Annotated in this window: 11 protein-coding genes; 7 read left to right on the forward strand and 4 right to left on the reverse strand. The window is 63.3% G+C overall.

What is annotated here, in order from left to right:
* Positions 1-30: 30 nt before the first annotated feature.
* Together BW967_RS10230 and BW967_RS10235 are read left to right on the forward strand one after the other, a co-directional pair.
* Entirely contained in the window at positions 31-1,479 is a 1,449-nt protein-coding gene (locus tag BW967_RS10230; protein ID WP_076484968.1) for an extracellular solute-binding protein, read from the forward strand.
* Positions 1,476-4,154: an ATP-binding protein gene (locus tag BW967_RS10235; RefSeq protein WP_076484969.1), complete on the forward strand. Its 2,679-nt coding sequence runs from the start codon at positions 1,476-1,478 to the stop codon at positions 4,152-4,154. Before BW967_RS10230 ends, BW967_RS10235 begins: the two co-directional genes overlap by 4 nt.
* On the opposite strand, the gene BW967_RS10240 is transcribed toward BW967_RS10235, so the two are convergent.
* Positions 4,121-4,831: a response regulator gene (locus BW967_RS10240; RefSeq protein WP_076484970.1), complete on the reverse strand. Its 711-nt coding sequence runs from the start codon at positions 4,829-4,831 to the stop codon at positions 4,121-4,123. The genes BW967_RS10235 and BW967_RS10240 overlap by 34 nt on opposite strands.
* Positions 4,832-5,049: 218 nt before the next feature.
* Between BW967_RS10240 and BW967_RS10245 the strand changes: the two genes are divergently transcribed.
* The 5 genes from BW967_RS10245 (at position 5,050) to BW967_RS10265 (ending at position 11,977) form a co-directional block, all read left to right on the forward strand.
* Complete coding sequence (locus tag BW967_RS10245; RefSeq protein ID WP_076484971.1) at positions 5,050-5,898, forward strand: NAD(P)H-binding protein; 849 nt, start codon at positions 5,050-5,052, stop codon at positions 5,896-5,898.
* Between the two features lie 106 nt (positions 5,899-6,004).
* Positions 6,005-7,081 (forward strand): efflux RND transporter periplasmic adaptor subunit, encoded by a 1,077-nt coding sequence (locus BW967_RS10250; protein WP_076484972.1) that lies wholly within the window; start codon positions 6,005-6,007, stop codon positions 7,079-7,081.
* Positions 7,078-8,124 (forward strand): efflux RND transporter periplasmic adaptor subunit, encoded by a 1,047-nt coding sequence (locus BW967_RS10255; protein WP_076484973.1) that lies wholly within the window; start codon positions 7,078-7,080, stop codon positions 8,122-8,124. The genes BW967_RS10250 and BW967_RS10255 overlap by 4 nt, the downstream gene beginning before the upstream one ends.
* On the forward strand, positions 8,121-11,195 hold the full coding sequence (locus BW967_RS10260; protein ID WP_076484974.1) for an efflux RND transporter permease subunit: 3,075 nt from the start codon (positions 8,121-8,123) through the stop codon (positions 11,193-11,195). Before BW967_RS10255 ends, BW967_RS10260 begins: the two co-directional genes overlap by 4 nt.
* Positions 11,196-11,251: 56 nt before the next feature.
* A complete protein-coding gene (locus tag BW967_RS10265; protein WP_076484975.1) occupies positions 11,252-11,977 on the forward strand; it encodes a hypothetical protein in 726 nt (241 codons plus the stop codon).
* Positions 11,978-12,033: 56 nt separating this feature from the next.
* Here the strand turns inward: BW967_RS10265 and rpmG are convergent, their stop codons facing one another.
* The 3 genes from rpmG to BW967_RS10280 all read right to left on the reverse strand — a co-directional run bounded on the left by rpmG (position 12,034) and on the right by BW967_RS10280 (position 13,530).
* Positions 12,034-12,201, reverse strand: a complete 168-nt coding sequence (gene rpmG, locus BW967_RS10270; RefSeq protein ID WP_011750518.1) for a 50S ribosomal protein L33 — start codon at positions 12,199-12,201, stop codon at positions 12,034-12,036.
* Between the two features lie 154 nt (positions 12,202-12,355).
* Complete coding sequence (locus BW967_RS10275; RefSeq protein WP_076484976.1) at positions 12,356-13,066, reverse strand: DUF533 domain-containing protein; 711 nt, start codon at positions 13,064-13,066, stop codon at positions 12,356-12,358.
* A gap of 77 nt (positions 13,067-13,143) precedes the next feature.
* Entirely contained in the window at positions 13,144-13,530 is a 387-nt protein-coding gene (locus BW967_RS10280) for a DUF302 domain-containing protein (RefSeq protein WP_076484977.1), read from the reverse strand.
* Between the last annotated feature and the right edge of the window lie 41 nt (positions 13,531-13,571).

Genomic DNA, 13,571 nt, shown 5'->3' on the forward strand with positions numbered 1-13,571 from the left:
GGAAGAAGACCGGGGCCAGATGAACACAGTATGTCCAAGATCGCGATGCGCTTTGTAACAATTGTAATACTGGCGCTGCTGGCCCTGCCGGTGGCGGCAGCCCCCCTAGAGGTGCTGACCCGTGATGGCGGGCCTATTGCCGGCCCGGCGCGTGCACATGGGCAAAGCTTCTCGCAAGAGACCGGGCAAGCGGTCACCGTCCGCACTCGGCCTTTTGATGCGCTTTATGGCGAGATCATGATGGGCTTTGTGACGGGCCAAGTGCCCGCCGATCTGCTGATTTTTCCCGCCGATTGGCTGCCCGATTTCGCGCCCTATCTGCAACCGGTGCCCGAGGCTTTGGTGCAAGGGCCTTTGGTCCAAGGCATCCACCCCGCTTATCGCGATGGGCTGATGCGCTGGCGCGGGCAATGGATGGCGGTCACACTCGATGGCGATCTGCATATGGGGGCCTATCGCCGGGATCTGTTTGAAGACCCAGCCACACGCGCGGACTATTTGGCCACCACAGGCACGCCCCTCGCGCCGCCGCAAACGTGGCAAGATTACACCCGGATCGCCACTTTCTTTGCGGGACGCAGCGGGCCAGAGGGCCAACCGCTTGCGGGCGCGCTTGAGGCATCGGCCAGCAATGGCCAGCGGCTTTGGTCTCTTTTCAGCCATGCCGCCGCCTATACGGCCCACCCCGATCATCCGGGCCATTTCTTCTTTGACCCGGAAACCATGACGCCAGAAATCGACAACCCCGCTTGGCAGCGCGCGCTGCGCGATTACCTCGCCGCCGTGGCGACAGGGGTGGATGAGAGCGGGCCATTGGCGAGCCATGGCGTGCGCACCGCTTTTGCGGCCGGGCAAGGCGCGATGGCGCTGGATTGGTCTGACATTGGCGTTCTGGCCACCGACCCCAAGGCTTCAACCGTGGCAGACAAGGTGGGCTTCTTTCCTCTGCCCGGCGCGGATGAGGTATGGAACCCGCAAACACAAAGCTGGGACAGGCTTGCCGCCCCGCAATCAGTGCCCTTCTTGGCCTTTGGCGGCTGGATTGCCGCCGTGCCGCGTGGGGCGCAACAGCCGCAAACAGCATGGGACTTCATTGCCTATATGGCCGCGCCCGAACGTGCGGCGCGTGACGTGATGTCGGGCGCCTCGGGCTTCAACCCCTATCGGCTCTCGCAACTCGACGACGCCACAGGCTGGGCCGCGCTGATGGGGCCACGCGCCGCGCAAAATTACCTGCGCGTGCTGCGCGAAAGCCTGAATGCCCCCCATGCAGCGCAAGACCTGCGCCTTCCCGGCTACCCGGCCTATATGGAGGCGCTCGATGCCCGTATTGGCAAGGTGTTGGCGAAAGAGATGACACCAGAGGAAGCACTCCACGAAGCCTCCGCAGAATGGGACCGCATCACCGACCGGCTGGGCCGCACGAGCCAGCGCCGCCACTACCGCGAAGCAATGGGGCTTGAGGAGGCGCAGCCATGAGATGGCGAGGCATCCAAGGGCGGCTTTTGCTGATCGTCGCGCTCTCGACCCTCGCGATGGGGCTGGCCGGTATTGCCGCGATCCGCGCCCTTGATGAGATTGGCACCGCCGCTGAAACGGTAACCGGGCGCGATGTGCCCGCGATGGAAGCCGCGCTGCGGCTTGCGCGGATTGGCGAGCGGCTGCAACAGCGCGGCGCAAGCCTTGCCGCCGCCGGAACAGAAACCGCCTTAACCGAAGCGCAGCAGGCAGTAGAGGCGGATTTGGCCGCTTTCACCGCGCAAGCCGCCGCTTTGCGTGCCGACCCCAGTGAGACGGGCTGGGATAGCGCCGAAATTCTGGCCCTATCCGGCGCCCTTTCGGAACGGTTGACCGACCTGCGCCGCGCGCTTGAAACACTGCGCGGGGTCGCCGCCGAACGCGAGGCCGAACGCGCGCGGATGCTCGCGCTTGAGGATTCGATGCGCCAGATCATTGGTCCCTCGATTTTGGCCGTCGCCGCAATCACTACGGGCGAAACGCTGCCGGAACCCGAGATTTACCGCACCGCCGTGCGCAGCCAAGCGCCGCTGTTGGCCGCCGAACGGCTGACCGGGCGGGCCACCTCGGAACTGCTGCTGGCCACCACAGCGCGCAAAGCGTTAGATCTCGCGCAAAACCGCGCCGCTTACTTACGCACTTTGGGCGAGTTGGAAAGCACGGGCGCGGCCCTTCCCGCCGGGCTGCAACAAGATTTTCAGGCCGCCGTCGCGCGCTACCGCGCACAGATCGGGCCTGACGGTCTTTTCGCGCTCCAAAGTGCCGAGATTGCTGCGCGCGAACGGGCCGAGGCGGCTCTCGCCGCAGCGGGGGCCCGGGCAGCCGAATTGAAAGCCTTGGTCGACCAGCGGGTGCTCGCCACCAGCCGCACCACGGCAACGGTCACACAAGAATTGCGCGACACGATCTTGGCCCGCACCACGCAATTTGCGGCCATTGCCCTGGGCGTAATCTTGGTCGCCGGCGGCGTATCTTACGTGCTGGTCATCCGACCACTCAGCACCAATTTGGCAGGCGTTACCCGCGCGATGACGCGGCTCGCAGCGGGGGAGCGCGATACGCAGGTGCCCGGCGCGAACCGGCGTGACGAAATTGGCGACCTTGCCCGGGCCTTCGCCGTATTCCGAGAAAACTCCGCCCAAGTCGAAAAGCTCGACCGCGAATTGGCGGAGCGTTCCGATCTTCTGCTTGCCACGCTGGAAACGATGAAAGACGGTTTCTCGGTCTTTGACCGTGAGCGCCGCCTTGTTGCCTTCAACCCGCAATATCTGCGGCTGCATGATTTCACCGAGGCTGAACTATCGGGCGAGCCGTCGATTGAAATGCTGAACCAAAAGCTCGAGGCGCGCGGGGTGCAGGCCTTCACCCCCGATGGCACTCCGCTTGATCTGGATACACTTTCCCACGAACGGCTGACACTGTCAGAACGGCATGAATTGCGCTTCCCCTCGGGCCGGGTTTTGGAACTGCGCTCCAACCCAATCCCACAGGGCGGCTTTGCGACGATCCATATGGATGTGACCGAAAGCCGGGCCACGCAAAGCCAATTGCTGCACGCCCAAAAGCTGGAAACGGTGGGGCAGCTAACTGGCGGCATTGCGCATGATTTCAACAACATCCTTGCGGTGATCATTGGCAACTTCAACATCTTGATGCGCGAATTGGCCGAGGTGCCGCCGCTGCAAGCGCGCGCTGAACGGGGGCTATCGGCGGCCAATCGCGGCGCAGCGCTGATCAACCGGCTTTTGACCTTTTCACGCCGCCAACGCCTTGCGCCCGAGGACGTGGCGCTTGAGACATTGGTGCGCGGCATGGAAGATTTGCTGCAATCAAGCCTTGGCTCTGGCGTGACGCTGATCACCGATTTGGCCGAAGACCTGCCCGCCGTGCGGGTGGACCCCGGCCAATTAGAAAACGCTTTGATGAATTTGGCCGTGAACGCGCGCGACGCGATGGAGGGCGCGGGCCAGATCACCATCACCACCCGCGCCGCAGAGCCGGGCTTTGTGGATTTGACCGTGGCCGATACGGGCAGCGGCATCCCGCCCGAAATTGCCCCGCAGGTGTTGGAGCCCTTCTTCACCACCAAACCCGTAGGCAAGGGCAGCGGGCTCGGGCTCAGCATGGTCTATGGGTTCGTGCAGCAATCGGGTGGCACGCTCACGCTTGATAGCAGCCCCGGCAAGGGTACGCGGGTCACGTTACGCCTGCCCGTCAGCCCGGAACGCGCGCCGGTGGTGATGGCCCCGGCAGAGGCGGGCGAGGCCTGCATTCTGGCCGTGGATGACGATGCGGACCTTTTGGAAATCACCGCCGATCAGCTGCGCGGCATGGGCCATGTCGTGGTCACCGCGCCCGATGGCGCCACCGCGCTGGAACTGCTGCAAGAAATCCCCGAGATTGACCTGCTTTATACCGATCTCGCCATGCCCGGCCTTGATGGCCAAACGCTCGCCGCGCGCGCGCATGACCTGCGCCCCGATCTGCCGGTGCTGTTTACCTCTGGTGCGCCGGGCAAGGCAGGGGCAGACCTGCCAAACCTACTGCGCAAACCAGTGCCGGAAGAGGTTCTGGCCGCAGCCGTCCAAGTCAGCCTAGAGGATTACAAACGCCGCACATCGGCATCGAGCACATAGCCCGCGCCGCGTTCGGTGCGGATCAGTTGCGGCGCGCGCGGATTGGGCTCGATCTTGCGCCGCAGCCGCAAGATCAACACATCAATGGTGCGGTCGAACACCTCGCCCCCATCGGATCGGGTACGTTCCAAAAGCTGATCGCGGCTGAGCACGCATTTAGGCGCGCGCACGAAGGCTTCCAGCAGCAAAAACTCCCCATTCGTCAGCGCCACGGGCTGGCCCGCAGGCGTTTCCAAACTCCGCGCCGAAAGGTCAATCACCCATCCCGCGAAGCTGCGACGGTCGTGGTCGGCCAAATCTGCGGGCACCGCAGCGCCCCCCGCCCGGCGCAACACCGCCTTGATCCGCGCCACCAATTCGCGCGGATTGAAGGGTTTGACGACATAATCATCGGCCCCCATCTCAAGCCCCACGATCCGATCCACATCGCCGCCAAGACCCGTAAGCATAATGATCGGAATGCTTGAGGTCGCCCGCAAACGGCTGGCGAGGGCAAGGCCGTCCTGATCGGGTAGCCGCAGATCGAGCAAAATCAAATCCGGCGGCACCGGGCTGAGTTGTGGGGCGACGTCAGCCGCGCATGCGGCCTCCACCACCTCAAACTCGCGCGCCTCTAGCTCATAGCGGACAAGGTCGCGCACATCTGGATCGTCATCGACAATCAGGATCTTGGTCATCTGCGGACGGTCCTCCCACGCGCCTCCCGCGCGCCCGTTCAGGCGGCATCATAATGGGCCAAGCGGCGCCCCGCCACTGCCTTTCAAAGCACCATACCGCCCCGAAGGGTTGCACCACACGCCACATGGCCTAAGCTTGAGACACCCCTATTTGAAACCGCCTTTGTCAACGCGCGCTGGTCCAAGGGCCATCCGCGCAGAACCGCAACGGACCGCCTATGCCCAATGTCTTCATCGCCGGGGCGACTGGCTATCTTGGTCGGCACCTGTGCGCCGAATACAAACGCCGGGGCTTTCATGTCACCGCCTTGGTGCGCAACGCGAAAACCGCAGGCAATCTGGACGCGGATCGCCTTGTCGCAGCACAGGCCACCCGCCCCGAAACCTTGACCGGGCTGATGACGGGGATGGATCTGGTTGTGTCTGCCCTTGGGATCACCCGGCAAAAGGATGGGCTGAATTATCGCGATGTGGACTATCGGGCCAACTTGAACCTTTTGCGCGAGGCGGAACGCGCAGGCGTGGCGCGCTTTGCCTATGTGCATGTGCTCAACGCCGATAAGATGCGCGATGTCCCGGGGGTTGCGGCGAAAATCGCTTTTGTGGACGCGCTGCAAGCCTCCCCCATCGCCTCCACCGTGATCGCGCCAAGCGGCTTTTTCTCGGATATGTCTGATTTTCTGACCATGGCCAAAGGTGGGCGGGTTTGGCTTTTTGGCACGGGCGATCACAAGATCAACCCAATTCACGGCGCGGATCTTGCCTCCGCTACGGCTGACGCCACAACCGCAGGCACGGCTTGGTTGGATGTCGGAGGGCCGGAGGTCTTCACCCATGAGGCACTGGCGCATTTGGCCTTTGACGCGCTGCACCGCCCCGCGCGGATCACGCATCTGCCCGATGTACTGCGTCTCTTGGCTGTGCGGGTTGTGCCTGCGCTGACGCCAAAGCATATCGGCGAGCCCGTGCGCTTTTTCCTGACTGCGATGGGGATGGACATGGTTGGCGCCTTTCATGGCACCCACAAGCTTGCCGATCATTTCGCCGCGCAGGCGCGGGTAAAATGAAGCCACCGTTGTGATGACGCGCATTTGTCCCTGTTACAGGCGCAAGCCTTTCCCGAATCACAAAAATCCGAAATCAAGGGAAGACCCGAGCAGGAGAGCACGATCCATGCCATGCGCCTATCGTTCCCGTTTCGCCGCCCTTGGCGTTGCGCTTTGGTTGGCAGCGGCGCCGCCCGTTCTGGCCGAGGCGCCTTTGGCCGTGCAGATCGTCACTGCCCATACCGGACCGGTGTTCTTCCATGTGGAGCTTTCCGGCACGATCACCGCAGCCGAAGCCGTGCCCGTGGGCTTTCGCGCAGAAGGGCGGATTTTGACCCTGACGGCAGAGGTCGGCATGCGCATTGCCGAAGGGCAGATTTTAGCGCAACTCGACCCGACACAAGCCGCCGCGGCGCTCCGTGCTGCGCAAGCGCAAGATGCCGCCGCCGAAGCGATGCTGGTGCAAGCCGAGCAAGCGCGCGCCCGCGCCGCAGAACTGGCTGAACGCGGCGCGGCCACGCAAGCGGCCTTGGATGCCGCGACAGAGGCCGCTTTGTCCGCCCGTTCATCTCGCGATCAGGCCCGCGCAGCCCTTGCCAAGGCGCAGCAGGCTTTGGAAGATTGCACACTGCGCGCCCCCGCCGATGGCATTGTCACTGAGCGCGATGCCGAACCCGGCCAGATCGTCGGTGCCGCGCAAACCGTTCTAACCATTGCGCGCGACGGTGCCCGCGAGGCGGTTTTTTATGTGCCAGACTTCAGCGCGCTAGATCGGTTTCAAGGCCGGACTGTTACTCTGCGCCCGGTCGAGGGCACCGGCCCAGAACGCGAGGCGATAGTGACAGAGATTGCGCCCCTCGTGGCGGGCGAAAGTGGCACGGTGCGGGTAAAAGCGCAGCTGATAGGGGCTCCGGGTGAAAAGCCGCCGGGCTTGGGCACGGCGGTGGTGAGCGTGGTCGATCTGCCCTACGGCTCTGCGATGGCGCTGCCTTGGTCGGCGCTCGTGCGCCAAGGGGCCAAGCCCGCTGTTTGGACGGTCGACCCGAAAACCCGCCGCGCGCAACTCACCCCCATACGGGTGCTGCGCTACACCGACAATCAGATTGAGGTGGCCGAAGGGCTGTCCGAGGGGGCGTTGGTGGTGACCGAAGGGGCGCATCTTCTTTATCCCGGCCGTGTCGTGATGCAGGAGGGCGCCCAATGATCCGGGCTTTGCTGATGCTGCTCGCGCTGCCACTGGCCGCGCAGGCGCAAGAAATCGCCCCACCCCGCCCAGTGGTGAGCGAGATTGTCACCGATGCCGCAATGACCGCGCGCCAATTCCCCGGCGTGATCGCCGCCGAGGTAGAAACCACGCTTGGCTTTCAGACCTCGGGCCGGATCGGGGCACGGCCTGTGAACCTTGGCGATACCGTCAAAAAGGGGCAAGTTTTGGCCACGCTTGACCAGATCACCTTGGCCGAAGATGTCGCCGCCGCCGAGGCCGCACTGCGAGCCGCAAAAGCGCAGGCCGAATTCGCGGCGCAAAGTCTCACCCGCGCGACCGAATTGTATCGGCGCGGCGTCGCGCCCGAAGCAACACTGGAAGCGGCGCAAGCCAATGATACTGCCGCCAAAGCCAGCGTGCAGGCCGCGCAGGCCGACCTTACCCGCGCCCGCGATGCCGAAGCCTTTGGCACGCTGACCGCACCGGAGGATGGCGTTGTCAGCCTTATTCTGGCCGAACCTGGCACGGTGGTTTCTCCCGGCACCCCGGTTTTGCGGCTTGCCACCGCCGCAGGCCGCGAAGCGGTGATCGACGTGCCTGATGAGGTATTGGCGGTGCTGCCCGACGCTGCCCGCTTTACCGTTTGCACGCGTTATGAAGATGCACTCGAAACCGAGGGGCGGCTGCGGTTGATTGAGCCTGTCGCCGATGCCTCGACCCGTTCACATCGTCTGCGCATCGCGCTGGATAATGCCGGGCGCGGGTTCCGGCTGGGGGCGCTTGTCTCTGCCCGGCTCGAAATGCCCGAAGCCGGGCTTCTCACCCTGCCCCGCGCCGCGCTTTGGGAAGAGGGCGATCAAACCAAGGTCTGGCGTATTGGCCCCGCACGGCGCGCCGAAGCGGTGCGCGTGACACTGGGGCGCCAAATCGGCCCACGCGTGGTGATCACCGAAGGCCTCGCGCAAGGCGATGAGGTCTTGATCCGTGGCATTCATTCCGTTTCCGAAGGCCAAGAGCTTGGCGCGAGGGTCAGCCCATGAGTTTCAACCTGTCCGACTGGGCTTTGCGCCACCGCTCGATGGTCTGGTACATGATCATCGTCTCGATCGTTGCGGGGGTGCTGTCTTACGTCAACCTTGGACGCGAGGAAGACCCCTCCTTCACCATCAAGGTGATGTTCATCACCGCAGTGCTGCCCGGCGCCACGGCAGAAGAAACCCGCGAACAAGTCACCGACCGGATCGAAAAGAAGATGCAGGAGCTGGAGAACCTCAAGTTCACCCGCTCTGAAACCTTTCCGGGCCGCGCCGTGGTTTATGTGGAGCTGACGCCGGAAACGCGCGGGGCTGCCGTCACCCAAACATGGCTGAAGATCCGCAATATGATGTCGGATCTGACCCCGCAATTCCCTGCAGAATTTGCGGGCTATGCGATCAGCGATGATTTCGGCGATGTTTATGGCTCAATTTACGCCTTCACCGCCGATGGGTTTAGCCCGCAAGAGGTCAAAGACCGGGTGGAAGAGGTGCGCTCCGCCGTACTGACTTTGCCTGCAGCGGGGAAGGTCGAGCTTATTGGCACCCAAGACCCGGTGGTGCATGTCGAGTTTTCCGCCCGCAAACTGGCCGCTTTGGGGCTGGATCAAAGCACGGTTTTGGCAACGCTTGCGGCGCAAAACGCGATTGTCCCTTCGGGCATCATCCGCACGGCGGATGAGTTGATCGCGGTGCGCATGTCGGGGCGGTTTGCGGGGGCCGAGGATTTGGCCGCCGCGCCCTTGCGGGTGGATGACACCTTCTTCACCCTTGCCGATGTGGCCGAAGTCCGCGCGGGCTTTGCTGACCCGCCGTCTTCATTATTCCGCTACAATGGCCAGCCCGCGGTGGGGCTGATCATCGGCATGAAGCAAGGCGCCAATATCCTCGACTTCGGCGCGGAACTGACCGAGTTGATGGACCGGATCGCCACCGAATTGCCCGTTGGGATCGAACTGCATAAAGTCGCCGACCAACCCAAAGTGGTTGAGGATTCAGTGAACCACTTCCTGCGCGCTTTGGCCGAAGCGGTGGCGATTGTTTTGCTCGTCTCTTTCATTTCGCTGGGCTGGCGCGCGGGGCTGGTGGTCACAATGTCGATCCCGTTGGTGCTGGCGCTGACCTTTGTGATTTTGGATGCGATGGGGGTCACCCTGCAACGCATCTCGCTTGGGGCGCTGATCATCGCGCTTGGGCTTTTGGTCGATGATGCAATGATCGCGATTGAAACGATGATCGCGCGGCTGGAGGCGGGGGATAAAATCGCCAAAGCGGCATCCTATGCGTGGACCTCAATCGCCTTTCCGATGCTGTCTGGCACTTTGGTGACTGTGGCGGGGTTCATCCCGATTGGGCTGAACTCCTCCCAAGCGGGGGAATATACGCTCTCGCTGTTCTATGTGATCGCAATTTCGCTGATGCTGAGTTGGGTGGTGGCGGTGCTTTTTGCGCCGCTGATCGGGGCCACTGTGCTGCCCAAACACCTGCCGCATCACGACCCGCGCCCCGGCCCGCTACGCCGAGCCTTCCGCACGCTGCTCTGCGCCGCGATGCGGGCGAAATGGATCACCATCCTTGCCACGGTTCTACTGTTTGGAAGTGCGCTTTACGGCATGCGCCATATTGAGCAGCAGTTCTTCCCGGCCTCGGATCGGCCCGAATTGCTGGTCGATGTCACGATGCGGCAAAACTCTGCCATTGCGGCAACCGACACGGCGATGGCCGAACTGGATGCATGGCTCGCCACCCGGCCCGAGGCGCAATATTGGACAACCTATGTGGGCCGCTCCGCGCCGCGGTTCCTTCTTTCCCTCGACACGCCCACACCTGCTCCCTTCATGGGGCAAATGGTGGTGATGACCGCCGGGCTTGAAGACCGCAACGCGCTGCGCGCGGCGCTAGAGGAAAAAAGCCGCGATATGGCCGGCGTGGATGTCTTCACCAAGCTCATTGAGTTGGGCCCACCCGTCGGAAAGCCGGTGCAGTACCGGATCATGGGGCCAGACCGCGCCCGGCTTTTGGCTGAGGCGCGCAGTTTGGCCAAAGTGCTGGCCGATGATCCGCGCCTTTCGAACATCACCATTGACGAGGGGGAGCCCGTGCGCGTGGCGCGTGTGGTGCTGGATCAAGAACGCCTGCGCCAATTGGGGCTAACGCAAAAAGATGTCGCCCAAGCGCTGCAAACCTTGTTTGAGGGCGTCACCATCACCGAATTGCGCGATGGTCAGACCTTGGTGGATGTGGTCGCGCGCGGCGCTGAAGCCGACCGCACCTCGCTGGCCTCGCTTTCCTCGCTGCAACTGCCCTCGCCCTCGGGCGTGCCGGTGCCGCTTTTGAGTTTTGCGCATCTCGATTGGCAGATGGAGCCGCCGGTTTTGCATGCCCGCAACCGGGTGCCCACGATCAGCGTGAAAGCGGCGGTCACGGGCCGCAACCAGCCCGCCACGATCACCGCCGATCTGGCTGCCAAGATTGCCGCGCAACTCGAAACCCTTCCCGCTGGCTACAAAATCGAACCGGGCGGCGTGGCCGAAAGCAGCGGCGAAAGCCAAGCCCCGATTGTTGCTGTGGTGCCCTTGATGGTGCTGGTGATCCTGACCTTGGTGATGGTGCAGGTGCAAAGCTTCCGGCTGATGTTCATCGTGCTCGCCGTCGCGCCTTTGGGGCTGATTGGCGTTGTGGCGGCGATGTTGCCCTCCGCCCAGCCGCTTGGCTTTGTAGCGATTTTGGGGGTGCTGGCACTGGTTGGCATTTTGATCCGCAATTCACTGATCTTGATGGCCGAAGTGCAAGACTTGCTCGAGAAAGGCCACAGCCATTGGCGCGCGGTCTTTGAAGCCTCCGACAGCCGCGCCCGGCCCATTTTGCTGACTGCCGCCGCCGCCTCGCTCGCGCTCATTCCAATCTCGCGGGAGGTGTTTTGGGCGCCAATGGCTTTTGCGATGATGGGCGGGATCATCGCGGGCACGCTGATCACGCTGGTTTTTGCGCCTGCGCTTTATTGCGTTGTTTTTGGTGTTAAGCCGCCGCCGAAGGGCGAGGAAGCACCGCCAGAGCCTGTGTCAGAAGGGGCTTAACCCTCTGTTCACCCTTTTCTGCAACCCTTGGACATTCGCTTTGTCCGAGGCTTGCCATGCTAACGCCCGTGCCAACGACCACCGTGCCGACCGCCCCCGGCACCACGCCCCTGCCCTTGCCGCATGGGGCTGAGGCGGCACAGACGCGCGCGCAGCACGCCCTTCCGCAGACGCTCACCGCACAACAGCCAAGCCGCCCGGCCTCGGGCGCGCCGCCGCCCAGCACGCCACCGCCTGCAGCGGAAAACCCGGCTCAAGCTGCGCAAACCCGCGCGGGCAGCGCCACGCTGCCCCTCCCCGAAACCACCCTTGCCAGTGGCGCCACCGCCGCCCAACCGGGCGCCAGCACCGCCACCCCGGGCTCGCTTGTGGCAGCGCAAATGTTGGGGATGGAAACCGCCCCCCTGCAGGCGCTTTTGGCCCAGCAAGCCGCAACCCGCGCCCTGCCCCATCCGGTGCGCCGATCTGAGCCGCGCCCTGATGCGCCCGCTGCCGCCACCGATCACACCCCCGACGATACGTTCGACCCCAAGGCCCCGCATCTGCCGCAAACGCTTCATGGCCATCATAGCGCCAACAGCTCGGCAAATATGGATGAAGACAGCCTAGAGGTGGACGAAGCACCGGAAGATGCCGCCCCCGAACGGGCGGAAACACGGCGCGACGTGGCATTGCACCCACCGCCGCCGGACGCCCTGCCCGGCACGGCGATCACCCCATGGGTGCTCGCTGGCGCGGTCTTTGTGGGCACCTTTTCCCTGACCTTGCTTTTGCTGGCCTAAGCGCAAAGCAAAAGGCCGCCCCGAAGGACGGCCTTGAACCCGAGAAGGGGCTGATCTTACTTGATCTTGCCTTCTTTGTATTCGACATGCTTGCGCACGACCGGATCATATTTGTTCACGGTCATTTTTTCCGTCATGGTGCGGGCATTCTTCTTGGTCACATAGAAGTGCCCGGTGCCCGCCGTCGAGTTCAGACGGATCTTGATCGTCGTCGGCTTCGCCATTTTCAGTCTCCCAGCGTCGGGCACCCATGTACCCGCAAATCCTTGAAGCCCGCCTTTTAGCCAGCCGCGCTCCGGAGTCAACCGCAAAGGCGGGGCTGGCGGTGTTTTTTCGCATCTCGCCGCGCCCGGATCGCCATTGGCCCTGTCGCGCGGCTTAGACGAGCGGCTTGCCGAGGCTGCGATGCACCTGCATCACGGTTTCCGCATTCACCCCCAAAGCCGCCGCCAGATTGGCCAGATAGCGTTTTTCAGCCTCTGTATCGACCGAAATCGCCATCACAGCCGCGGTATAGACCTGCACCTTGGCCGCTTCGCCGACCTCGGCCACCAGCCCGTCAATATCAATCGGCGCATCAAGCTCGGCCTGCACAAACGCGATCTCTTCCTCGGTCGCATCGCCGAGTTGTGCGAGAATCGCGGCCTTTTCCTCTTCATCAATCACGCCATCGGCTTTGGCCGCCTGAATCATCCCGCGGATCATCAGCTTGGCTTGCGATTCGGCAGAGGCTTCCACCATCGGGTCCGCCATCGCTGCGCCAAGCATATCCGACAGGCTCTTGGCCCCGGTCGTTGCCGCGCCCGTCATGGTGCCCATCATCTTGCCAAAATTTGCCTCGGCGGCCTCGGTCATCGCGGCGGCTTGGGGCGCCCATTTGGCGAACATATCCTGCACGGCCTCTTTGCCGCCGGGCACGCCCATGCGCTGCGCAAAAGCGCCCATCTGCTCGGCCATACCGCCGGGCTGATCCGCTTTGCGCAGGGCGTCTTTCATCCCGTCCATGCCGCCCATTTGCTGAAATTTCTGCACGCCTTTCGCGGCGGCAAAGCCCACCGCCAGCGTGGCCAGTGTTTTGACGAAACTCATCTCTCCCCCCAATGTGAAATGAAACGCAGGTGAATACTGCGCGCATTCTGGCCAAAGGCCAACGGTTTCTGTGCGCGTTAGAGGTTGGCGATCAGGTCGACATAAATCTCGCGCACCTCAGCGGCGATGGCGCGCGCGCCCTCTGCCTCGACCTCAGCGAAAGAGGCAACCGGATCGACGGCAGAGACCTCCACACCCCCTTCAACCGCGCGCACAATCACATTGCACGGCAGCATCGCGCCAATCCGCGGATCTGCCTGAAGCGCTGCAAAGGCGCGCGGCGGGTTGCAGGCACCCAGAATTTTATAAGGCGTCATCTCGCGGTCCAGCTTCGCCTTCATCGTTGCGGCAACATCAATTTCGGTGATCACCCCAAAGCCGCGCTCAGCCAGCGCCGAACGGGTCCGCGCCTCGGCCTCATCAAACGGGGTGTTTTCCAATAGGCGGTTGAGTGTGTAGCTCATGGCAGGCCTCCCTTGTTCCAGCCAGAGGTGGCGCAGAAGGC

The sequence above is a fragment of the Rhodobacter aestuarii genome (assembly GCF_900156655.1).
Classification (GTDB): Bacteria; Pseudomonadota; Alphaproteobacteria; order Rhodobacterales; family Rhodobacteraceae; genus Rhodobacter; species Rhodobacter aestuarii.

What these genes read in the sequence shown, in the direction of transcription:
- BW967_RS10230 (WP_076484968.1), top strand. Translation starts at nt 31, where the DNA reads ATGTCCAAGATCGCGATGCGCTTTGTAACAATTGTAATACTGGCGCTG.
- BW967_RS10235 (WP_076484969.1), top strand. Translation starts at nt 1,476, where the DNA reads ATGAGATGGCGAGGCATCCAAGGGCGGCTTTTGCTGATCGTCGCGCTC.
- BW967_RS10240 (WP_076484970.1), bottom strand. Translation starts at nt 4,831, where the DNA reads ATGACCAAGATCCTGATTGTCGATGACGATCCAGATGTGCGCGACCTT.
- BW967_RS10245 (WP_076484971.1), top strand. Translation starts at nt 5,050, where the DNA reads ATGCCCAATGTCTTCATCGCCGGGGCGACTGGCTATCTTGGTCGGCAC.
- BW967_RS10250 (WP_076484972.1), top strand. Translation starts at nt 6,005, where the DNA reads ATGCCATGCGCCTATCGTTCCCGTTTCGCCGCCCTTGGCGTTGCGCTT.
- BW967_RS10255 (WP_076484973.1), top strand. Translation starts at nt 7,078, where the DNA reads ATGATCCGGGCTTTGCTGATGCTGCTCGCGCTGCCACTGGCCGCGCAG.
- BW967_RS10260 (WP_076484974.1), top strand. Translation starts at nt 8,121, where the DNA reads ATGAGTTTCAACCTGTCCGACTGGGCTTTGCGCCACCGCTCGATGGTC.
- BW967_RS10265 (WP_076484975.1), top strand. Translation starts at nt 11,252, where the DNA reads ATGCTAACGCCCGTGCCAACGACCACCGTGCCGACCGCCCCCGGCACC.
- rpmG (WP_011750518.1), bottom strand. Translation starts at nt 12,201, where the DNA reads ATGGCGAAGCCGACGACGATCAAGATCCGTCTGAACTCGACGGCGGGC.
- BW967_RS10275 (WP_076484976.1), bottom strand. Translation starts at nt 13,066, where the DNA reads ATGAGTTTCGTCAAAACACTGGCCACGCTGGCGGTGGGCTTTGCCGCC.
- BW967_RS10280 (WP_076484977.1), bottom strand. Translation starts at nt 13,530, where the DNA reads ATGAGCTACACACTCAACCGCCTATTGGAAAACACCCCGTTTGATGAG.